The organism is Limnohabitans sp. Hippo4 (assembly GCF_003063605.1).
In the GTDB taxonomy this organism is placed as follows: domain Bacteria; phylum Pseudomonadota; class Gammaproteobacteria; order Burkholderiales; family Burkholderiaceae_C; genus Limnohabitans_A.
The window spans coordinates 379,498-401,312 of sequence record NZ_NESE01000001.1; the positions used below are offsets into that span (position 1 = coordinate 379,498).

Annotated in this window: 22 protein-coding genes; 14 read left to right on the forward strand and 8 right to left on the reverse strand. The window is 53.7% G+C overall.

Going from position 1 to position 21,815, the window contains the following annotated elements:
- Together B9Z46_RS01740 and B9Z46_RS01745 are read left to right on the forward strand one after the other, a co-directional pair.
- Window positions 1–1,341, forward strand: a complete 1,341-nt coding sequence (locus B9Z46_RS01740; protein WP_108254313.1) for an MATE family efflux transporter — start codon at window positions 1–3, stop codon at window positions 1,339–1,341.
- A 50-nt stretch (window positions 1,342–1,391) separates the two neighbouring features.
- Window positions 1,392–1,691, forward strand: coding sequence for an antibiotic biosynthesis monooxygenase (locus B9Z46_RS01745; RefSeq protein WP_055360476.1), 300 nt, complete (start codon window positions 1,392–1,394; stop codon window positions 1,689–1,691).
- Between the two features lie 50 nt (window positions 1,692–1,741).
- Here B9Z46_RS01745 and B9Z46_RS01750 read toward each other — a convergent pair whose 3' ends face one another.
- Complete coding sequence (locus tag B9Z46_RS01750; protein ID WP_108254314.1) at window positions 1,742–2,188, reverse strand: MarR family winged helix-turn-helix transcriptional regulator; 447 nt, start codon at window positions 2,186–2,188, stop codon at window positions 1,742–1,744.
- A gap of 100 nt (window positions 2,189–2,288) precedes the next feature.
- Here B9Z46_RS01750 and B9Z46_RS01755 point away from each other — a divergent pair, with 100 nt between their 5' ends.
- The 8 genes from B9Z46_RS01755 (at window position 2,289) to rpoD (ending at window position 11,857) form a co-directional block, all read left to right on the forward strand.
- Complete coding sequence (locus tag B9Z46_RS01755; protein ID WP_108254315.1) at window positions 2,289–2,993, forward strand: fumarylacetoacetate hydrolase family protein; 705 nt, start codon at window positions 2,289–2,291, stop codon at window positions 2,991–2,993.
- A 49-nt stretch (window positions 2,994–3,042) separates the two neighbouring features.
- On the forward strand, window positions 3,043–3,531 hold the full coding sequence (locus tag B9Z46_RS01760; protein ID WP_108254815.1) for a TRAP transporter small permease: 489 nt from the start codon (window positions 3,043–3,045) through the stop codon (window positions 3,529–3,531).
- On the forward strand, window positions 3,528–4,847 hold the full coding sequence (locus tag B9Z46_RS01765) for a TRAP transporter large permease (RefSeq protein WP_108254316.1): 1,320 nt from the start codon (window positions 3,528–3,530) through the stop codon (window positions 4,845–4,847). Before B9Z46_RS01760 ends, B9Z46_RS01765 begins: the two co-directional genes overlap by 4 nt.
- A 64-nt stretch (window positions 4,848–4,911) precedes the next feature.
- Entirely contained in the window at window positions 4,912–5,985 is a 1,074-nt protein-coding gene (locus B9Z46_RS01770; protein ID WP_108254317.1) for a TRAP transporter substrate-binding protein, read from the forward strand.
- A complete protein-coding gene (locus B9Z46_RS01775; protein ID WP_055360471.1) occupies window positions 5,982–6,533 on the forward strand; it encodes an NUDIX hydrolase in 552 nt (183 codons plus the stop codon). Before B9Z46_RS01770 ends, B9Z46_RS01775 begins: the two co-directional genes overlap by 4 nt.
- A gap of 67 nt (window positions 6,534–6,600) precedes the next feature.
- Complete coding sequence (locus B9Z46_RS15085) at window positions 6,601–6,834, forward strand: hypothetical protein (RefSeq protein WP_158268382.1); 234 nt, start codon at window positions 6,601–6,603, stop codon at window positions 6,832–6,834.
- A gap of 83 nt (window positions 6,835–6,917) precedes the next feature.
- Entirely contained in the window at window positions 6,918–8,939 is a 2,022-nt protein-coding gene (gene dnaG / locus B9Z46_RS01780; RefSeq protein ID WP_108254318.1) for a DNA primase, read from the forward strand.
- 269 nt (window positions 8,940–9,208) lie between these two features.
- A complete protein-coding gene (rpoD, locus tag B9Z46_RS01785; protein ID WP_233245879.1) occupies window positions 9,209–11,857 on the forward strand; it encodes an RNA polymerase sigma factor RpoD in 2,649 nt (882 codons plus the stop codon).
- Between the two features lie 89 nt (window positions 11,858–11,946).
- Here rpoD and B9Z46_RS01790 read toward each other — a convergent pair whose 3' ends face one another.
- The 5 genes from B9Z46_RS01790 to B9Z46_RS01810 form a co-directional block, all read right to left on the reverse strand.
- A complete protein-coding gene (locus tag B9Z46_RS01790) occupies window positions 11,947–12,402 on the reverse strand; it encodes a hypothetical protein (RefSeq protein WP_108254319.1) in 456 nt (151 codons plus the stop codon).
- A 25-nt stretch (window positions 12,403–12,427) separates the two neighbouring features.
- Window positions 12,428–13,135, reverse strand: a complete 708-nt coding sequence (locus B9Z46_RS01795; RefSeq protein WP_055360468.1) for a TerC family protein — start codon at window positions 13,133–13,135, stop codon at window positions 12,428–12,430.
- A gap of 310 nt (window positions 13,136–13,445) precedes the next feature.
- Complete coding sequence (gene paaZ, locus B9Z46_RS01800; protein ID WP_108254320.1) at window positions 13,446–15,491, reverse strand: phenylacetic acid degradation bifunctional protein PaaZ; 2,046 nt, start codon at window positions 15,489–15,491, stop codon at window positions 13,446–13,448.
- A 152-nt stretch (window positions 15,492–15,643) separates the two neighbouring features.
- Window positions 15,644–16,489 (reverse strand): class III extradiol dioxygenase family protein, encoded by an 846-nt coding sequence (locus B9Z46_RS01805; protein WP_108254321.1) that lies wholly within the window; start codon window positions 16,487–16,489, stop codon window positions 15,644–15,646.
- Between the two features lie 25 nt (window positions 16,490–16,514).
- Window positions 16,515–16,850 (reverse strand): protocatechuate 4,5-dioxygenase subunit alpha, encoded by a 336-nt coding sequence (locus tag B9Z46_RS01810; RefSeq protein WP_108254322.1) that lies wholly within the window; start codon window positions 16,848–16,850, stop codon window positions 16,515–16,517.
- A 172-nt stretch (window positions 16,851–17,022) separates the two neighbouring features.
- On the opposite strand from B9Z46_RS01810, the gene soxX reads away from it, so the two are divergent.
- The 4 genes from soxX to soxA are packed head-to-tail and all read left to right on the forward strand — an operon-like array spanning window position 17,023 to window position 18,943.
- Window positions 17,023–17,394 carry a sulfur oxidation c-type cytochrome SoxX gene (gene soxX, locus B9Z46_RS01815; protein ID WP_108254323.1) on the forward strand — a complete coding sequence of 124 codons (372 nt, stop codon included), beginning with the start codon at window positions 17,023–17,025 and terminating at the stop codon, window positions 17,392–17,394.
- A 47-nt stretch (window positions 17,395–17,441) separates the two neighbouring features.
- Window positions 17,442–17,825: a thiosulfate oxidation carrier protein SoxY gene (locus B9Z46_RS01820; RefSeq protein WP_055360463.1), complete on the forward strand. Its 384-nt coding sequence runs from the start codon at window positions 17,442–17,444 to the stop codon at window positions 17,823–17,825.
- Window positions 17,825–18,154, forward strand: a complete 330-nt coding sequence (locus B9Z46_RS01825) for a thiosulfate oxidation carrier complex protein SoxZ (protein WP_158268383.1) — start codon at window positions 17,825–17,827, stop codon at window positions 18,152–18,154. Before B9Z46_RS01820 ends, B9Z46_RS01825 begins: the two co-directional genes overlap by 1 nt.
- 30 nt (window positions 18,155–18,184) lie before the next feature.
- Window positions 18,185–18,943 (forward strand): sulfur oxidation c-type cytochrome SoxA, encoded by a 759-nt coding sequence (gene soxA, locus B9Z46_RS01830; protein ID WP_158268384.1) that lies wholly within the window; start codon window positions 18,185–18,187, stop codon window positions 18,941–18,943.
- A gap of 37 nt (window positions 18,944–18,980) precedes the next feature.
- On the opposite strand, the gene B9Z46_RS01835 is transcribed toward soxA, so the two are convergent.
- Complete coding sequence (locus tag B9Z46_RS01835; protein ID WP_199220528.1) at window positions 18,981–21,185, reverse strand: xanthine dehydrogenase family protein molybdopterin-binding subunit; 2,205 nt, start codon at window positions 21,183–21,185, stop codon at window positions 18,981–18,983.
- 10 nt (window positions 21,186–21,195) lie between these two features.
- Window positions 21,196–21,702 (reverse strand): (2Fe-2S)-binding protein, encoded by a 507-nt coding sequence (locus B9Z46_RS01840; protein ID WP_108254818.1) that lies wholly within the window; start codon window positions 21,700–21,702, stop codon window positions 21,196–21,198.
- Between the last annotated feature and the right edge of the window lie 113 nt (window positions 21,703–21,815).

The following is a 21,815-nucleotide window of genomic DNA, read 5'->3' on the forward strand; positions in this document are numbered from 1 at the left end:
ATGTTTGAAGCGCGCATCATCCTTCGCCATGCTGGCACGGTCCTGATCGGCCAGTTGGCAGTGATGTCTTTTGGCATTGCCGACACGCTGATTGCGGGGCGCTACGATGCTTCTGCTTTGGCCGCTCTTTCAGTCGGCTCAGCCATCTACATCAGCATCTACGTGGCGTTGAATGGCCTGATGCAAGCCATGCTGCCTGTTTGGTCCGAACTGCGAGGCGCAGGCCAGCATGTGGCCTTGGGCAAATCTGTTCGTCAAGCCTTGTACCTTTGCTTGAGCGTCAGTTTGCTCGGCATGCTCGCGCTCTTGTGGCCCGGTATATGGCTAGAGGCAACCCAAGTTCCAGAAGCTTTGCAAGGGGATGTCCGCGCTTATTTACAAGTTTTGGCGGTGGCGGTTGGACCCTCCTTGCTGTTTCGCATGTATGCCACCTTGAATCAAAGTCTGGGCATGCCCTTGAGGGTCACCGCTCTTCAAATTGCAGCCTTGGGCATCAAGATTCCGCTGTCCATTTGGTTCACATTGGGTGGCTGGGGTTTGGCGGCTCACGGCGTTGTGGGATGTGCTTGGGCCACCTTGGTCGTGAACACTTGGTTGTTGCTCATGGGCATTTACCACTTACGCCATCATCCTGTTTATGTCCCCTACCGAATTTGGCAGCCAATGGAAGCCGTGCATTGGCCAACACAGCGTCAATTTTTACGCTTGGGCGTTCCGTCTGGTTTATCACTCATGGTGGAAGTGACCGCCTTCACGATGATGGCCTTGTTCATCTCCCGGCAAGGCGTGGTAGCCGCAGCCAGTCATCAAATCGCCGCCAGTTTGGCCAGCCTGATGTACATGGTGCCCTTGGCATTGGGCATTGCCAGTAGTGCCCGTGTCGGATTTTGGTTGGGCGCCAGTCAAGCCCACCATGCCGAACAAGCAGCGCACACAGGGCTGAAAATTTGCTTGGCATTGGCCCTGCTTAGCAGCGGTGGCTTGGCATTGAACCGCGAGGGTTTGGCGCAGCTTTTTTCTGCCAATGCAGAAGTTGCCATCACCGCTGCCAGCGTGTTGGTATGGGTGGCGTTGTACCACTTGGTGGATGCCTTGCAAGCGGTTTGCGCCTTCATTTTGCGTTGCTACCGAATCACCCTGATCCCCCTGGCCATCTATTGTGTGATGCTATGGGGCGTGGGTCTGGGAGGCGCCTATCTGTGGGCCTATGAAGGCTTAGGCCCATGGTCTGCACGTCCAGAAGTTAGCACTTTTTGGGCGACCAGCAGCTTTGCTTTGGTCATCGTGACCCTGTGCTTTGTGTCGCTCGTTTTGTGGACAGCCAAGCAACGTCGACTTTAATTTGTCAAAATAAGCCCGTTGACATTCACAACTCACACTTGAGGTTTTACATGATTCTCGAACTTGCAGACATTCGCATCACGCCTGGCCAACAGAAGGCTTTTGAAGAGGCCATTGCTCGCGGCCTGGCAACCGTTATTTCGCGCGCCAAAGGCTTTCAAGGCGCCAAAGTCAATCGAGGCATTGAGAGTCCAGATCGCTTTGTGTTGCAAATTTTTTGGGACACCCTAGAAGACCACACCGTTGGCTTTAGAGAGTCACCCTTGTTTGCAGAGTGGCGCGCTATTGTGGGCCCCTTCTTTGCGGCGCCACCCGTGGTCGAACATTTTGAATTGACTTACAAAAGTTAACTCAGGCACGCGCTGTTGCACAACGCTGCACAGCACTAGCAAAAATGAATTCAATCGGTCGAAGCTCGCTCGTGGCCTGCGACCAACTTGGCCAACAACACCCGCAGAGCTTGCGCCTCCTCTGGCGTTAGAGGGCTCGTGATTTTTTCTTGAACTTGCTCCACCGTACGCTTCATTTGAAGGGTGGCATCTTGGCCGGCAGGCGTCAACCATAAAAGCTTGCGCCGACGGTCCACTTGATCGGGCTCGCGTCGAATCCAGCCTTTGGTTTCTAGTCGGCCGATCACCGAACCTGAAGTGGCTGCATCAAATGCCACGCGATTGGCCAAGGTCACTTGATCGACACCTGGCGTGTCCATCACCGCATTCAAAATGGCAAATTGAACAGGCGTGACATCTTCTGCCGACAGCTCGCTCATGAACAAGGCAACAGCAATTTGATGCGCACGGCGGACCAAATGACCCGGCGCTTGGGCGAAATCGAAACTGTTGTTCATAGCACTATCATTGGATGGTTTGGAAAGATGCGTATTTTCGTAAGTATACTTACGAAAAGCGCTTTATTTCCGCAGAAATCTCCTGATCTGAAAGGTTCCCATGAGCTTCGTTTTTGCCCCTTCTGAAATTCCCTCTGTCCCGGTATTGGGACAACCAGAGCGTTTTCCTGTTCACCGCATTTACTGCGTGGGCCGCAATTATGAAGAGCATGCCAAAGAGATGGGTTTCACAGGTCGTGAACCACCCTTTTTCTTTCTCAAACCAAGTGACTCCTTGGTGGTTGTCAATGCAGGTGAAACAGGTCACATGCCCTACCCCAGCATCACCCAAAACTTGCACCACGAAATTGAACTGGTTGTGGCGATTGGTATTGGCGGCAAGAACATCAAAGCCGCAGACGCAGAGAAACACATTTATGGCTACGCGGTTGGCCTTGACATGACACGCCGCGATTTGCAAAACGACATGAAGAAATTGGGTCGTCCTTGGTGCATCGGCAAAGCCTTTGATCACTCTGCGCCCATTGGCCCCATCACCCCTAAAGCCAAGGCCGGCGATATCAACAATGCCCCGCTTGATCTGTTGGTGAACGGCCAAGTTCGTCAAACCAGCAGCGTTGCCAAGCTGATTTGGAATGTAGCAGAGACCATTGAACACTTGTCAGCCGCTTGGGAATTGCAACCTGGCGACCTGATTTACACGGGCACCCCTGAAGGCGTTGCTGCCGTTGTTGCGGGCGATACTTTGGTGGGCCAAGTGGCTGGCCTAGGCTCTCTGACAGTCAAGATCGATCCTGCCAAATAATCATTGAATGAAAACCACGAGGCTGATGTCCTCGTGCGCCGGAACTCCCATGAAAATACTCGAACTATTGGCCAAGTTGTGCAGTGTGCTGTCTGGCATCTTGCTGACTTTCATCACCCTCATGACCTGCTACAGCCTGATTGGCAGAAACACCACCGGCGACACCATTGTGGGAGACTTTGAATTAACAGGCGTTGCCACAGGCGCTGCCATTGCGTTGTTCATGCCCTTGTGCCAACTGAAGAAGGCCAACATCATTGTGGACTTCTTTACCGCCAAAGCCAGTGAAGCCACCATCGTGCAACTTGACAGGTTAGGCGCATTGTTCATGGCCATGGCCTTTGGACTTCTGGCTTGGCGCACCTACTTTGGCGGCATGAATGCTTGGATTTCGCAGTCGGGCTCCATGATGTTGGGCTTTCCAGAATGGATTGTTTATGCCGCCATGACACCCCCCTTGGTCTTAAGCGGCGTGATTGCTTTGGCACAAGCCATCATGGGTGAAAAATTTGTGGTCAGTGATGGAGCTGCAGCATGAGCGCACTCACACTTTGCTCGATCATCTTCGGTGCCATGTTGGTGCTCATGGCCATTCGCGTCCCCATTTCGGTGGCCATGTTTACAGCAGGCACGCTGGGCTATTTGGTACAAACCGGATGGGGCCCCTATTCCAGCTTCCTCAACAATTTGGCTTTTGCGCGTTTTGCCAGCTATGACCTGTCCGTCATTCCCTTGTTCATCTTGATGGGTCACTTTGCAACCCAAGGCGGCATCAGCAAAGCCTTGTTTCAGTTTGCAGCCAGCGTGATGGGACGCTTCAAAGGCGGCTTGGCCATGGCGGCCGTGCTGGCCAGCGCAGCCTTTGGCTCGATCTGCGGCTCATCGGTGGCGACGGCCGCCACCATCACAGGTGTGGCATTGCCTGAGATGAAGCGACATGGTTATTCCGGTCGACTCTCAACCGGCACCTTGGCTGCGGGTGGCACCTTGGGCATTTTGATTCCGCCCTCTGTGCCCTTGGTCATCTATGCCATTTTGACGGAACAAAACATTGCCAAGCTGTTTGCTGCGGCCATGATCCCCGGCATCATAGCCATGATGGGCTACATGATTGCCATTGCCATTTATGTGCGCGTGGTGCCTGGCCAAGCGCCAGAAGTCGATGACAACATCGAGCGCTTCTCGCTCGCTGCATTGGGTGGCATCGCGCCCATTGCCGCCGTTTTCATCATTGTGTTTGGCGGCATTTACGGCGGCTTTTTCACCCCCACTGAAGGTGCTGGCGTGGGTGCGGCGTCCACCTTTGTGGCCGCACTGCTCAAGCGCGAAATCAACTGGGCTAAATTCAAAACCTGTTTTTATGCCACCGCCGAAAGCTCGGCCATGATTTTCATGATTTTCATCGGTGCGGATGTCATGAACTCGTCTTTGGCGCTGACGCAAGTGCCTAACCAACTGGCAGAAGTCGTTGGCGGCTGGGGTCTGTCACCTTTGATGGTGGTCACGGCCATCTTGCTGTTTTACGTGGTCTTGGGTGCAGTCATGGACGAGCTCAGCATGATTTTGCTGACCATTCCCATTTTCTTCCCCATGATCATGGGCCTTGACTTTGGCATGGCCAAAGAACCCACCGCCATTTGGTTTGGCATCATGGTCTTGATGACCGTTGGCTTTGGCATGCTGGCGCCGCCAGTCGGCCTGAATGTCTATGTGGTCAACAGCATGGCCAAGGATGTGCCCATCTCTGAAAGTTACAAGGGTGTCATGCCCTTCCTCATCAGCGACACCATCCGTACCACTTTGTTGCTTTTCTTCCCCGGGATTTCCCTGTGGTTGATTCAGTACGTCGCTTGATTTGAATTCGGTTTTTAGGGCCTTGATCCGTTAACATTCAGTCCATCAATACTTGGAGACACACATGATTCAACGTCGCTCACTTTTGAAATCTGGCGCCGCCGCTGCGCTGGCTGCCCCAGCAATCACAGGTTTTGCTCAGCAAACCGTCACCCTGAAATTTCACACCTTCATGGCACCTCAGTCCAACGTGTGGCTCAACATGCACAAAGCATGGATGAACAAGGTTGAAAAAGAGTCTGGTGGCCGCATCAAATTTGAAGCTTACCCCGCCATGCAATTGGGTGGTACACCTGTGCAGTTGTACGACCAAGCACGCGATGGCGTGGTCGACATTATCTGGACCTTGCCAGGCAACACAGCAGGTCGCTTCCCACGCGTTGAAGTTTTTGAACTTCCGTTCATGATGACCAATGCCGAAGCCACCTCCAAAGCCTATTGGGAATATGTGCAAACCATGGCACCCGATGAGTTCAAAGAAACGCAAGTCATTGCTTTGCAAGTGCATGGCCCTGGTGTCATTCACACGGCCGACAAGCCCGTCAAAAATGTGGCAGACATGAAGGGTTTGAAAATGCGCGCGCCAACGCGCCAAGTGACCAAGCTGATGGGCACTTTGGGCGCCATTCCTGTGGGCATGCCTTTGCCTGGCATCCCCGACGCATTGTCCAAGGGCACCATCAATGGCGCGGTCATTCCTTGGGAGGTGGTGCCCTCAGTCAAGGTACACGAGTTGACCAAAAATCACGCAGAGTTTGATCCTGCTGGCGGTAGCCTCTACACCACCACATTTGTGATGGCCATGAACAAAGCCAAATACAACTCACTGCCGCCTGATTTGAAGAAAATCATCGACAACAACAGCGGCATGGAAACTTCAGGCTGGCTTGGCAAAGTTCAGCAAGAGGGTGATGTGGCTGGACGCAAAGCCGCCAGCGACCGTGGCAATGCCATCTTCACCGTCAGCCCTGAAGAGGCCCAAGAATTCCGTCGCAAGTCACGAACTTTGGAAGTGGAATGGGTTGAAGACATGAACAAGCGGGGCTACGACGGCCGTAAATTACTGGACACTGCCCGCGCACTGATTGAGAAGCACAGCAAGGCGCCCGCTGCCAAAGCACCAGCGAAAAAAGCTTGAGCTTCCAACGCCAATTGATCAAACACTGCCGAGCCTGTGGTTCGGCAGTTTTGTATCGACTCCCCGATGATGGCGACACCAAAGAGCGTGCTGTTTGTACAGCATGCAACTTGGTGCACTATGAAAATCCACTCAATGTTGTCGGCACAGTGCCTTATTTAGGCAATCGCGTCCTTCTTTGCAAACGCAACATTGAGCCACGCAAAGGCAAATGGACTTTGCCGGCAGGCTTTATGGAACTTGGTGAAAGCACGTCTGAGGGCGCCGCAAGGGAAACCACTGAAGAGGCAGGTGCCAATTTCACCATGGGCCCCTTGATCACGGTCATGAGTGTGCCGCGCGTCGGTCAGGTCCATCTTTACTATCTGGCCGAATTGCTCAACGAAGAATTCAACCCTGGTTTTGAAACGCAAGAGACACGCATGTTTCTAGAGTCTGAAATCCCTTGGGATGACTTGGCCTTTCGCACAGTCCAGGAAACTTTGAAGCATTATTTTGCGGATCAAAAAACGGGCCAATATCAGGTTCATGCCTTCAATATTGACTGAGGTCATCCTGAACCCCCCTGTGATTCGTTGTATCCTCATCTTGTTTTGTTTTATTGAAGGAAGTCCCATGTACAAACTCATCATTGCAGGTGTCTTGAGCACCATGGCCTTGGCCTCTGTGGCACAAACTGCTGCACCTACAGCACCCGTCGTTCCTGCAGCGCCTGCTGCAGCGCCAGCGCCTGCTCCCGCAGCAGCCCCTGCTGCCGCACCAGCAGCCAAGCCCGCCGCAGAAGCGCCTAAAGCCGCCAAAAAGGCTGCCAAAAAGAAAAAGTCCAAAAGCAAAAAGAAAGCAGCCTGATTTTTCTGGCGCTTCAAAACAAGCCCTGCTGAGCAGGGCTTTTTTGTGCCCAAGGACCCCCCTTCTTGGGTGAAAATAGACCCGTGGCCATTCCTCAATCATTTATTCAAGAACTGCTTTCACGCGTGGACGTCGTGGAGGTGGTCGGCCGCTATGTCCAGCTCAAAAAGGGTGGCGCCAACTTCATGGGCTTGTGCCCATTTCATGGCGAGAAATCACCCAGTTTCACGGTCAGTCCGACCAAGCAATTTTTTCATTGCTTTGGATGTGGCAAAAACGGCAATGCCCTTGGCTTTCTCATGGACCACGCGGGCATGACCTTCATTGAAGCCGTCAAAGACTTGGCGCAGCAAACCGGCATGACGGTGCCAGAAGATGATCTGTCACCCCAAGACCGCGCCAAAGCCGCTGAGCAAAAGCAAAAACAAAACTCGCTTACCGACATGCTTGAAAAAGCGGGTGAATCGTATCGCCAGCATTTGAAGACCGCACCCAAGGCCGTCGCTTACCTCAAAGGGCGCGGCTTGTCTGGGCAAATTGCCAAACGCTTTGGCTTGGGCTATGCGCCAGAAGGTTGGCGCAGTTTGGCCAGTGTGTTCCCCAATTACGACGACCCTTTGTTGGTTGAAAGCGGTCTGGTGATTTTGAACGAGGACGACGACAAGCGATACGACCGTTTTAGAGATCGGGTGATGTTCCCCATTCGAAACATCAAAGGTGAATGCATTGGCTTTGGTGGACGGGTCATGGGCGATGGCACCCCCAAATACCTGAACTCGCCAGAGACGCCCGTTTTCCACAAAGGTCGTGAACTGTATGGCCTGTTTGAAGCCAGAGAAAGTATCCACAGTGCTGGCTATGTGCTGGTGACCGAAGGTTACATGGACGTTGTGGCGCTTGCGCAGTGGGGCTTTCCAAATGCTGTGGCCACCTTAGGCACTGCATGCACGCCAGACCATGTGCAAAAACTTTTCCGATTCACCGATTCAGTGGTGTTCAGTTTTGATGGCGACAACGCAGGTCGCCGCGCCGCCAGAAAAGCACTGGACGGTGCCTTGGGTTATGCCACCGATGTGCGCAGCATCAAATTTTTATTTCTGCCCCAAGAGCACGATCCCGACAGCTACATTCGAGAAAAAGGCTCCGAAGCTTTCTCCCAATGTGTTGCACAAGCCACGCCACTGTCCAAATTTTTGATTGAAGTGGCTTCTGACGGGTGTGACTTGCAATCCGCAGAAGGTCGAGCCCATCTCTCGAGCAATGCCAGTCCCTTGTGGCGCGCCTTGCCAGATGGCGCCTTGAAGCGCCAATTACTCACCGAGTTAGCCCAATTGATTCAGCTCGATCCCGCTGAGTTGGCGGGACTGTGGTTGCAGCAAGCTGAAGCTGCAGCAGCCCGAAGCCAGCCCCGTGGCAGCGTTCAAAGTTCTGCCAACCAAAGCTCGGGGCGTGATACACAGGCTTATGCGGCTGACGCGGCCTACGACCCTGAAGGACAGGCCTCACCGTTTGAATCCACCCGAAGTGCCATGTTCCAGAAATCAGGTTCGCGTTCGCGCCCAGATGGGAAAACTTGGCAAAAAGATGCCAACGGCAAGTGGCGCCTGGTTGGCGGCAGCGAGCAGCCTATCCAATTGGGTCCCAGAACGCCACTGGCCAGTCGCGCAGACCATGCTGTCAGACTTGTTTTGACCAACATGGCCTTGTGGGACACCCTCTCGGCCGAGGACCATGCCCTTCTCTGCGATTTACCAGGCGAACACGGTGAATTGATGCGCTGGATTGAGAGTCAATTCCATGACCATGGTCCTTTGGCTTGGGGCACCCTGCAATCGGAACTTCGAAATCAAGTCTTTGCACCCTTGGCTGCCAAATTGATGGGGGGGCATTTGCCTGTTGAGCCTGGAGCTGGAGCCGAGCTTGAACCCGGTGAGGCCCACAAAGAAGTGCGGATGTTGCTCAACTTGATGCTGATTGACCAACTCAAAGTCCAAGAAACGGCGGCCCTCAAAGAGGCTGAAAGTGGCCAAGACCCCGCAGCCTATCAGCGTTGGCGTGAACTCCATCAAAGGCGAAAAAGCCTGATCAGCGCTCAAATTCCTTGATGCCGCGAAGCCTATTTAGGTATAATCCAAAATTCAGGCAAGAGCGACAGCAGCACCTCCGGACCCGGCCAACGCCACAGCGCACCTCCCTCCTCGGGACGGCCAACCTACCGCAAGGACTGCACTCCAAATGTTCGCCCAAACATCTTGCCCCAAAACCTTGCCAATGATTGCACCTGCATGCAGGTCAGCGTTGGCATTTCCTCTCGCGTCAGAAGTTTGTGACGCAGCGTTTGTTTCCAAGTTCGTTTGCAGTCCTGAGGTCCATCATGCCCGCTCCAAAGCCGAAGAAGCCCGTTAAAGCACAAGTCAAGTCTGGCGCAGCCAAATCAGTTAAACCCATTGCAAAAGTTGCTGTCAAACCAGCCGCCAAGTCCAATGCCAAGCCTGTGGCCAAGTCGGCCCCAGCCAAAGCAGCGAAACCAGCGGTCAAAGCAGCTCCTAAAGCAAGCCCGGTCAAAGCCAAAGCAAGCGCCAAACCAACACCCAAAGTCACCGCCAAGCCTGTCGTGAAAACGCCTGTCAAAGCAGTGACCAAGCCTGTTGCCAAGCCCGCTGCCAAAGCTGCCGCACCGGCCAAGAAAGTCAGCGCAGTGCCCGTTTCCAAAAAAGAAGCTCCCGCCAAGGCGGTTGCAAAAGCAAGCAACAAAATTGCTAAAGCCGAACCCCAAAAAGTAAGTGCCAAGGAAGTCGCCAAAGAAAGCACCAAGGCATCCGCCAAAGTCAGCGCAAAAACCGTCAGCAAAGAAGTTGCCAAACCGGAAGCCAAAGTTGCAGAGGCCAAGGCCACCAAAGCTGCAGCCAGCAAGCCTGCCAAAACAACAGCACCCGAAGCCGATCTGAAACCGACTGGCGCTAAGCGCGGCCGTAAACCCAAAGCAGGCGCAGCAGCACCTGTCGATGAAGATTTGAGTGACATCGAAGATGACCTGGCGGGCGAACCCGTTGCAGAGTCAACCGAAAAAGCAAAACCCCTGCGCATGAAAATCAGCAAGGCCAAAGAGCGTGCCTTGATGAAAGAGTTTGGTTTGGATGAAACGGTCTTGTCTGAAGAAGACATGGCCAAGCGCCGTCAACGCTTGAAAGCCCTGATCAAGTTGGGTAAGACTCGCGGTTACCTCACGCACGGCGAGATTTCCGACCACTTGCCCGACAAGCTGGTTGACGCAGAAACTTTGGAAGTGGTGATCGCCACCCTGAATGATTTGGGTGTTGCCGTTTATGAGCAAACACCCGATGCCGAAACGCTGATCATTACCGACAACGCACCCACGGGTTCCACCGAAGAAGAAGCCGAAGAAGCTGCTGAAGCCGCTTTGTCGACAGTGGACAGTGAGTTTGGTCGCACCACTGACCCCGTTCGCATGTACATGCGCGAAATGGGCACTGTTGAGTTGCTGACACGCGAAGGTGAAATTGAAATTGCCAAGCGCATTGAAGGCGGCTTGATGGACATGATGACGGCCATCAGCGCCTCACCTGCCACCATCGCCGAAATTTTGCGACTTGCGGGTGAAATCCGCGAAGGCAAAGTTGTGATCTCCACCGTGGTGGACGGCTTCTCCAACATCAACGAAGCCGATGACTACGTGGCTGAAGAAGACTTCGACGAATTTGACGAGTCGGACGACGATGATGGCAAAGGTGGCTCCAAGGCTCTGACCAAGAAATTGGAAGAGTTGAAGAATCAAGCCCTCGAACGCTTTGACCGCATCACAGAGCTGTTCGAAAAAGTCCACAAAATTTCTGCCAAAGAAGGCTGGGGTACACCGGCTTACCAGAAGGCACAAAAAGAATTGTCTGAAGAGTTGATGACCATTCGCTTTACCGCGAAAACCATCGAAAAGCTGTGTGACATGGTGCGCGGCCATGTGGATGACGTTCGCAAAAAAGAACGTGAATTGCGCCGCATCATCGTGGACAAATGTGGCTACCCACAGGACCAGTTCATTGCTGACTTCAGCGGCCGCGACAAAAACAACCAGCGCATTGCCTCTCACTTGCTCGATTTGAAATGGATCGAAAAACAAGCTGCCGCAGGCAAGCCTTGGAGTGCTGTGATGGGCCGCAACATCCCGCCCGTTCAAGACATTCAGCAAAAACTGACCGACTTGCAAACTCGTGTGGTGGTGCCTTTGGACGAACTCAAGGACATCAACAAGCGCATGAACGCGGGTGAACGCGCCTCACGTCACGCCAAGAAAGAAATGATCGAAGCCAACTTGCGTTTGGTCATTTCGATTGCTAAAAAATACACCAACCGCGGTTTGCAGTTCCTCGATTTGATTCAAGAAGGCAACATCGGTTTGATGAAGGCCGTGGACAAATTCGAATACCGTCGTGGTTACAAGTTCTCCACTTACGCCACATGGTGGATTCGTCAGGCCATCACCCGCTCTATTGCGGACCAAGCTCGCACCATCCGTATTCCAGTTCACATGATCGAGACGATCAACAAAATGAACCGCATCTCGCGCCAGCACTTGCAGGAATTTGGCTTCGAGCCCGATGCCAGCATCTTGGCCGAGAAAATGGAAATTCCGGAAGACAAGATTCGCAAGATCATGAAGATTGCCAAAGAGCCAATCTCCATGGAAACGCCAATCGGTGACGACGACGACAGCCACTTGGGCGATTTCATCGAGGACAGCGCCAACACTGCGCCAATCGATGCCGCCATGCAAGCGGGCTTGCGCGATGTGGTCAAAGACATCTTGGACAGCCTCACACCGCGTGAAGCCAAGGTGCTGCGCATGCGCTTTGGTATTGAAATGTCCACCGACCACACCTTGGAAGAAGTGGGCAAGCAGTTTGATGTCACGCGCGAGCGTATTCGTCAGATTGAAGCCAAAGCACTTCGCAAGTTGAAGCACCCCAGCCGCAGTGACAAACTGCGCAGCTTCATCGACACGATGTAACGTCACATGGCTGCACTTCAACAGCCTTGAAAACATGAAAAAACCCCTCCAGCCTAGGCTAGAGGGGTTTTTTTATTGGATGAAACGAATTACTCGCTGGCCATCACAATGGCAGCACTCATCGCCAAGACCCCACTGGGAACAGCCCAAGTCGACTTTTCTTGAGGCTGCTCAGACGTCACAGGATCCAAATTAACGGCCATCTTGGGTCTGCGTGCGTCAATCACACGCGCAGGCCCCACTTCGCCCCTGATCTGCTTGGTCAACTCAGACAAAGCGCCGTGTGCCACACGAACGTTGACTGTGTTACCACCACTTTGAAGCAGTTGTGACAACTCAGAGGTCGTTTCCTGAGTCCATTCTTGGCGCCATTTTTTTTGTGCAGCGTGCGTGAGCCAACGACCGGTGTGGCGGTTGAGCCGAGGGGGACATCCAATCAAAACCCAATTGGCGGCTTGCGGTCTCTGTCCATTCGCAGGCAGCATGGGGATAACTTGTTGGAGTGCATATTGCTTGTCGTCTATGTAAACAATGAATGTTTCCATTTTTTTCTCCTGGTTAAAAAATTGATTAGATGGCTTGTGTCTCTGACTCTTCTTGCACCTGTTTTCGAGTTGCCCACCAACCCATCACCAACACACCGGCTATTGCAACGATGTATGTTGCAGCACGGGCCAAGTTGTTGATGGTTTCGCCGCCATCAAAGATGGGGTCTAATAATTTTTCATTGATGATCATTTGCGCAGCGGTGAAAGCCAAAACAGCCGCACCCAAGTGAATGATCACGGGCCATTTTTCGACCAAGCGCAAGACCAACTTACTGCCCAACACCACAATAGGGATGCTGATCAGCAAACCAATGACCACCAAATCGAAAGATCCGTTGGCAGCGCCTGCCACACCCAACACATTGTCAACGCCCATCAAGGCATCGGCCACGATGATGGTTTTCATGGCACCCCAGAAGGTGGTGGCGCCAACACCTTGGTGTTCGTCTTCAGATGTGTCTGAAATGAGCTTGTAGGCAATCCACAAGAGGCCCAAGCCACCAACCAACATGAGGCCAGGGATTTTGAGAAGCCACACCACGCCAACCGTCATGGCAGAGCGAACCACAATGGCACCGACGGTTCCCCAGACGATGGCTTTATTTTGATGTTCAGGTGGGAGATTACGCGCTGCAAGCGCGATCACGATGGCGTTGTCGCCAGCTAAAACTAAGTCGATGAGAATGATTGCCAGCAACGCTGACCACCATGGCACTGAAAACAATTCCATGAAAGACCTTCAATAACGATCCGAACAAGTCACAAAGGTCTTAATGACGCCTGTAACACGAGAGATCGAAGGTCTTGCTTTGCTTGTTATGAATCAGTTATATGCCCAACAAACCGAGAGTTAAAAAACTCCGTAATGACGATTTGTTGATTCCTTCGTGCTGTCTGAACGTGAATTCGGACTTGAAACTGAACACAAAGGAATTGAGCTACTCCCCAACGATTGACAGATTAGAAAGGAAATGGCCTGGATTTGCCAAGCCACGCCCTCATTAAGCCCAGAACTTGTAGGGATTTTGAAAGAACTGAAATCAGCCCTTTTTAGCCACCAAGGTCAAGATGTCGTAACTGGCGACCAACTCTTTGTCCTGGTTGGTCACTTCAACATCCCAAGCCACCACGCCCTGCCCTTGGCCATTGGCGTCCTTTTTGTTGCGGTCAATTTTGCGCTTGCAAGTCAAGCGCACTTGAATGCTGTCACCCAAGCCCACAGGTTTCACAAAGCGCAGTGTGTCCAAGCCGTAATTGGCCAAGACAGGGCCGGGCTCGGCCACCACGAACAATCCAGCCGCATCCGACAAGACCAAGTAACCGTGCGCAATGCGTTTGCCGAAGGCAGAAGCTTTGGCGGCTTCGTCATCAAAGTGCATGTAGAACATGTCACCGGTGAGCTCACCAAATGCTTTGACATCGGCTTCACCGATCACTTTGGAAGGCGTCAACAAAGATTCGCCAATTTGCAATTCTTCAAAGTAACGCTTGAAGGGATGCGTGTCAGTTTCAATGACTTTGGCACCCCGCGCATATTCGCGTGTGATGGCCGTCAACATGCTGGGGGAACCCTGCACAGCAGCGCGTTGCATCATGTGCGTCACAGCGCGAATACCGCCCAACTCCTCGCCGCCGCCCGCACGGCCAGGGCCACCGTGTTTCAAGGATGGCAAGGGGGAACCGTGTCCTGTTGATTCGCCCGCAGATTCACGATCGAGCACGTGCAAACGGCCATGGTTGGCCGCCAGACGCGGCACCACTTGCGCGGCAACAGCAGGCGTCTTGGTGATCAAAGAACCCACCAAGCTGCCTTTGCCGCGCTTGGCCAAGGCCATGGCTTCTTCCATGTTGTCATAAGGCATGAGCGTGCTGACAGGACCGAATGCTTCGATGTCGTGCACGCTGTCGGTGTTCAGGGGTTGTTGGCACAACAGCAAAGTGGGCTGGAAGAAAGCGCCCTGGGCCACACCCTCACCCACCAAACTGAAATGGGCGTCGCCGCCACAAACCAGCTCTGCACTTTGGCGCAGCATGGCCACGCGCTCAGCGACGTCCGATTGTTGTGATTTGGAAGCCAAGGCGCCCATCTTCACGCCTTCCACAGAAGGATCGCCCACCACCACTTTGGCGAGGCGTGCTTTGATTTTTTCAGCCACGGCATCCAAATGTTTGCGAGGCACGATGGCACGGCGAATGGCGGTGCATTTTTGGCCCGCTTTGACCGTCATTTCGCGCACCACTTCTTTGACGAACAAATCGAATTCTTCGTCATCAGGCGACACGTCGTCAGCCAAGATGGCGCAGTTCAATGAGTCCGCTTCTGCGTTGAAAGGAATGCTGTTGCGCACGATGTTGGCATTGACGCGCAACTTGGCCGCCGTGTCCGCAGAGCCGGTGAAGGTCACCACATCTGCCACGTCCAAGCGATCGAGCAAATCACCCGTGCTGCCAATGACCAACTGCAAAGCGCCCTTGGGCAAGATGCCGGATTGGTCAATCATGCGAACCAAGGCTTCTGTGAGGTAGCTGGTGGCGGTGGCAGGCTTGCCGATGCAGGGCATACCTGCCAAAAAGGTGGGTGCGAATTTTTCCAACAAACCCCACACAGGAAAATTGAAAGCATTGATGTGAACAGCAACGCCGCCACGGGGCACCAAGATATGGGTGCCAGCAAAAGTGTTCTTCTTACCCAAAGATGCGACGGGGCCTTCGTGAATCAAATTGCCACTGGGCAATTCACTGGCGGCCATGCCGGCATAGGCAAACAAAGTGCCGGTACCGCCCTCGATGTCGACCCAAGAGTCAATGCGGGTTGCACCTGTGTGAGCAGAAATGGCATACAGCTCTTCTTTGCGCTCGCCCAAATATTTGGCCAATGCGCGCAGTGCAGCGGCGCGTTGCTGGAAGTCCATGGCCAACATGCCTTGCAGGCCTGTGGTACGACCATAGTGCAGAGCCTCTGCAAAATCCAGGCGCTCGGCGTGGGCGAAGGCCACTTCTTGGCCATTGATGGCGCTGTGCAAGGCTTGCGCAGCTTGTTGACCGACCCAGCGGCCGGCGACAAAACTCTGGAGAACGGTGGTCATAAGCGGTGCGCCTAAAGGCGGTGGGTAAACAGAGAGGAAACATGCAGTAGGAAACCAGTCAGATAATTAACCAACCGCACGGACTGGAAATATTATGCATGTTTCCATGTTTTTAGGCGACACTCAAAAATACGGGTTAACCCGTATTTTCCTCAATCCACAGAAAACGCCATCAGACCTGTGGCCGTATTGGAGATGGGGATGTGGTAGTTGCGATGCACTTCACGAACCCGGCCCGAAGCGCTGCTTAACGCGGCGCGCATGGCCAACCACATCAAGAGTTCCACGCCCTGAGTACCCGTTTTCTCGACCAGTTCCAAGGTATTGAACTGCGTGGCCCATTCGGGATTGCTGACCAAGCTGTCCATGAACTCCAAATCAAAGGCCTTATTGATGAAGCCTGCACGCTCGCCGTCCAGTTGATGGCTTAAACCGCCAGAGGCCACCACCGCCACCTTGTGATCAGAGGGCCATTGCGCAATGGCTTCACCGACAGCTTTGCCCAACGCATACACCCGCTTGGCCGATGGCAAAGGAAACTGAACCGTGTTGATGCAAATGGGCACCACTTGAACAGGGCAAGGACCTTCAGGCCAGAACAACTTCAGGGGCAATGTGCACGCATGGTCTACCAGCATTTCTTGGCAGGTGGTGACATCAAAGTCAAGGGCCACCAAGTGATTGATCAAATGCCATGACAGGGCCATGTTGCCTTGAAACGGTGGCAAGGTTGGAATGCCCCAGCCTTCATCTGCATTGTTGTACTGCGCGGCGGCACCGACTGCAAACGTCGGCATTTTGTCCAGGAAAAAATTCAAGCCGTGGTCGTTGTAGAACACCACAACCACGTCCGGCTTTGCATTTTTTAGCCAGTTTTGCACCGGTGGATAGCCGTCAAAAAAGGGCTTCCAATAAGGTTCTTGCTGAATGCCTTCGTGGATTGCGCCACCAATGGCGGGAATGTGAGATGTGGCCAAGCCACCCATGAGTTTTGCCATGCTGTTACTCCGAATGGATCTGCTTTTAGTTGTTTGCAGCTGCGCGCAATTTGGCTTGAAACGCCTCTTTGGTCAGGCCCGTTTGTTGCGCACCAATGTCTTGCATGTCCAGACCAAAGATGCCCGCAAACTTGGCCAGGTAATACGCATTGCCACCTGCCGCAATAAGTCTCAAAACTTGTTTGGAACGAATGGCCTCGGCCTGTTCCGCATTCAGCGCGTAGTTGCGCATGTAGGCTTCAGGGTCTTCTACAAAGGCTTTTCTGTTGTCGGCCGAATTGAAAGAAAAGCACATTTTGTTCAGCGCATAACCCTTTTGGGCTTGTTCTCCGTCAAAGGGGGTGGTTCCTGGGATGGCCATTGTTCAATCCTTTCTGCTGGCACAAGTTCAGGCACTGATGCGGCCCTTCCGCTTCATGTTGACATGCTTTTTGTTTGTACCAGTTCACCTTCTGACAAAAACTGATCTATGTCATGCATCCCTTTGATTGCCACTTTTAAAAACCTACCAATGACCATGACACAATGCCCTGATGAAATGCTTTCTACTTTGCATGTCGGTGAGCCTCAGCCCAGCCATGGCCTTGGCGGAGGTCTCGCCAGCCAGGTCTGCTGGCTTTGAGATCATGACCTCGCGACAAACAGGCAATTGCATCGCTTGCCATGAGTTACCAGGGGTAGAGGGCTTGGTCAGCAACTTCGGCCCTTCTCTCCAAGGTGTGGCACGCAAGTGGAACCGTGCTCAACTGACGCAATGGGTGAAAGATGCCCGGCAGATGAACCCGCAAACCCTCATGCCACCGTTTGGCGCCACGGAGGGCCTGACAAAAGCTAACCCACCCCGTGCCATCTTGTCCGATGCGCAAATTTCCGAGGTGGTGGATACTTTGCAATCATGGCAATAAACACACCCTCCCTTTACGGGACTGTTAATTCGCAACGTCGAACCGGCATGCTGTGGGCCGCCGGCGCATGGCTGCTGACGACGCAGCAGCGGGCATCGGCTGCACCCATGACAGAACTGCCAAGCGAAGGCATTGAATTGGTATTTCCGCGGCTGGCCGATACCGGCAATGCCGTGCCACTGCAAGCCAACATCCGCGCACCCGAAGGTACTTTCTTGAAATCACTGCGTGTGATCTTGCCGGAGAACCCCAACCCTCTGGCCTTGCATCTGAAACTGCACGGTGAACCGCAAAGCTACCTGCTCAACACGCGGCTGCGTCTTGCCGCCAGCCAATCGGTATGGGTCTTGGCGACCTTCAGCAACGGGCTCGAGCGCGCCAACAGCGCACCCACCGTGATTACGTCGACCGCTTGCTTGGACGACTCCTGATGAGCAACCCCATTCTGACCCGATTGGCCTTTGCAGGTCCTCTGAAAGCAGGCGCCACCCTAGAGGCACGCTGGTCTGCCGCACACCCCATGGACTCTGGTTTTCGGGTGGACGACTCAGGCCGCAAAATTCAGCGCAACATCATTCACACCGTCAAAGTGTTGCTCAACGACCAGTTGATCTTGGAAGCAGAGTTGGGCACCGCCATGACCTCGCCTGTGTACTTGGCATTTCCTGTACAAGTTCCTGCGGGTGGTGGTCTGGTGCGCGTGCTGTGGCTCGATGACGCAGGCCAAGCCGGTGAAACCGTCCAGCGCTTGGTGGTCTGAAGCATGGTGAGGTGTCGCTTGAGCTTGCGAATGGCCTTTGCGTTTCTTGCCATGGTGCCACTCGTTCTGAATGCACAAACGCTGCCGCCTGCACAGCGCAGTGGCAATGCCTTCTTAAGCCCTGAGTTGCGGGCGATGCAAAACGATGCAACGCGTAACCCGGTTCAATTGTGGTTAGAACAAGGCCGCACCTTATGGGGCGCAGTCGACCAGCCCAACTCGTGTTTTCAATGCCATGGCGATGTTCAAAACATGAAGGCAGTGGCAACGCGCTTTCCAAAATGGTCGACCTCCAAACAACAGTTGATCAATTTGGAAGATCAAATATTGGATTGTGCGCAGCGCAGTGGCAAACCCATGAAGGGTCTAGAGAATCCAGATGTTTTGGCCTTGAGTGCCATCGTGCACGAAAGCAGCCAAGGCATGCCCTACCAAATCACATCAACGCCAGTTGATGCATCGCAATGGCAAGACGCACTGAACCAAGGCGCCGCGCAATTCACCGCGCGCATGGGGCGCATGAATCTGGCCTGCACGCATTGTCATGATTTGAGCATTGGCAAACAAATGCGCGCCGACGTGATTTCACCCGGACACCCCACTGGCTTTCCCATTTTCAAAATGAGCTGGCAAAGCATGGGCTCGATTGACCGTCGCCTGCGCGCCTGCTTCTCTGGCGTGCAAGCCGACGTGCCCGCGCCAGGCAGCCAAGCGCTGCGTCAACTGGAGTTGTTTCTCAAAATGCGCGCGCAAGGCATCCCCATTGATGGGCCGTCCTTGCGGCGCTGATCAAGGCTAGCAAGCAGCCTGATCAGGGGCACTGAACTTAGACAAATTTCAGGCCGGCATTTTTCAAAGGCAAATCGCGAATGGGTTTGCCTGTGGCCGCATAAATGGCATTCATGACAGCAGGAGCCACCACGCAAATGGTGGGCTCGCCCACGCCACCCCAGAAGTCGTAAGTGGGCACCAAGACCGTTTCGACCTTGGGCATTTGGCCCATGCGCAGCAAGGGGTAAGTGTCAAAATTGGTTTGCTGAATACGGCCATTTTCTACCGTGCATTCACCAAAGAATGTGGCACTGAGACCCATCGCCACACCGCCCTCAACTTGTGCAGCCACTTGGTGTGGATTGACAAAGTGGCCCGCATTGGTGGCGAGCACCATGCGCAGAACTTTGACTTCACCGCGAGGACTGACTGTGACCTCGGCCACCGCAGCGGAATAAGCACCATAGCCCATGAACTGGGCAATGCCGCGGAATACGCCTTTTGGCAAAGGTTTGCCCCAATCGCCTTTTTCTGCAGCGGCATTCAGGACCTGCAAATGCTTGGGGTGATTTTTCATCAGTGACTGACGGAAAGCCAGTGAATCTTTGCCTGCCGCTTTGGCCACTTCTTCTATGAAGCACTCCATGTACACACCATTTTGATTGGTGTTCACACCGCGCCAAGGGCCCACAGGAACGTGGGTGTTGCGAATGGCGTATTCAGTGAGCAAGTTGGGAATGGTGTAACCCAGTTGCGCTTCGCCCGGTTCTTTCCAGAAGCCCTGCAATTGGCGTTCGTCTTTGCCATCTTTGATGGCGGAAGGATTGACCCATGCGTTGATGGATTGACCCGAAGAACGCAAGGTCAGGCCCACCAAATTGCCTTTGTCATCCAAGCCAGCGGTCATGTGACACTGCGACAAGGGACGGTAGAAGTCATGTGCTTGATCTTCCTCACGGCTCCAAATCATTTTGATGGGCGTGCCTGGAAATTGTTTGGCAATGTTGACCGCTTGCGACACGTAATCTTGTTGACCACCCTTGCGACCAAATGCGCCACCCAAATCGGTGACGTAGACATCGCACTTCTCCAAAGGCAAACCCGATGTCTCTGCCAACACGGCCAAAGAGGCTTCTGCATTTTGGGTAGGTGCCCATACTTCTGCGCGATCCGCTGTGACGCGCGCTGTGCAGTTCATCGGCTCCATCGGTGCATGCGCTAAGAATGGCGTGCTGTACGTGGCCTCTACTTTTTTGACGGCATTGGCCACCGCCGCAATGGCATCGCCTTCTTTGCGGCCTGCATAGTTACCTGGTGCTGTCAGGCCCTCTTTCAAATGCGCGGCAATCGATGCGCTGTTGACTTTGGCATGCGGACCTTCGTCCCACACAATGGGCAACTGGGCGAGCGCATTTTTGGCGCGCCACCATGTATCGGCCACCACTGCCACCGTGGTGGCATCCACGCGCACCACGGATTTAACGCCGCGCAAAGTTTTGACTTTGCTGTCATCAAAGCTGACCAACTTGCCACCAAAAACCGGACAGTCCATGACGGCAGCGCACAGCATACCGTCGAGCTTGACGTCAATGCCGTAGATTTTTTTGCCATTGAGTTTGTCGCTGGTGTCCAAACGGCGAATGGACTTGCCTGCAATTTTCCAAGTTCGAGGATCTTTCAACACCATCGACTTGGCATCAGGCACGGGCAACTTGGCCGCCGCTGCCGCCACTTTGCCGTAAGTGGTTTTTCGACCCGAAGCAGCGTGCGTGATGACGCTGTTGGCAACTGTCAATTCTGAGACAGCCACAGACCATTCATTGGCAGCGGCTTGCATCAACATGGTTCGTGCCACAGCACCACCGCGGCGCACGTAGTCATGCGACATGCGAATGCCGCGACTGCCACCAGTGCTCATGTCACCCCATGCGCGCTTGCGTTTCAAGTTTTGTCCAGGCGTGGGGGACTCCGTGGTCACTTTGCGCCAATCGCACTCAAGCTCTTCGGCGACCAACTGGGCCAAACCCGTGCGTGTGCCCTGCCCCATTTCGGAGCGAACAATGCGAATGACGCAGGTGTCGTCGGGTTTGACCAAGACCCAAATGCCGACTTCAGGTGAAGCGTCAGTGGCTTGCGCCATGGCCTCCTGGTTTGCAAAAATATTCATACCCAGGGCCAGTCCACCGCCTGCCATGGCGGAAGTTCCCAGCATGAAACGGCGGCGCGACAATGGCGCCATTGAATTTGAAATTGAATTCATGGTGCTCGCCTTAAACTTTGATTTGCTGAACTAAGGCACTGACTTCATCAGCATCCATTTTGGGTAATTTGCGGGTGCCGGCGGCCACATGAATGGCCTCGCGGATGCGTTGGTAGGTGCCGCAGCGACAGATGTTGGTCATGACCTCATCGATGTCTTTGTCGGTGGGTTTTGGTTTGCGTTTCAACAATGACGAAGCCGCCATGATTTGCCCAGATTGGCAATAGCCGCACTGCGGCACATCCACTTGGGCCCAAGCCTTTTGCACAGGGTGACTGCTGTTGGCAGACAAGCCTTCAATGGTGGTGATTTTTCGGCCCGTCATGGCAGAGCCTGGAATTGAGCAAGAACGAATGGCTTGGCCATCGACGTGGACCGTACAAGCACCACACTGGGCAATGCCGCAGCCAAATTTGGTGCCTGTGAGGCCGAGGACTTCTCGAATGACCCACAACAAGGGCATCTCTGGCTCCGCGTCCACTTTTTGGACTTTGCCGTTCACATTAAGGGAATACATGCGCATCTCCTGAAATTGGATGGTGATATGACCATTCTTGCATTCTGCAGTTTTGGCTTTGACCTGCTCTCTGATGGGGCTGAGTTTTTTTCACAAAAAAAAGAGGCCGAAGC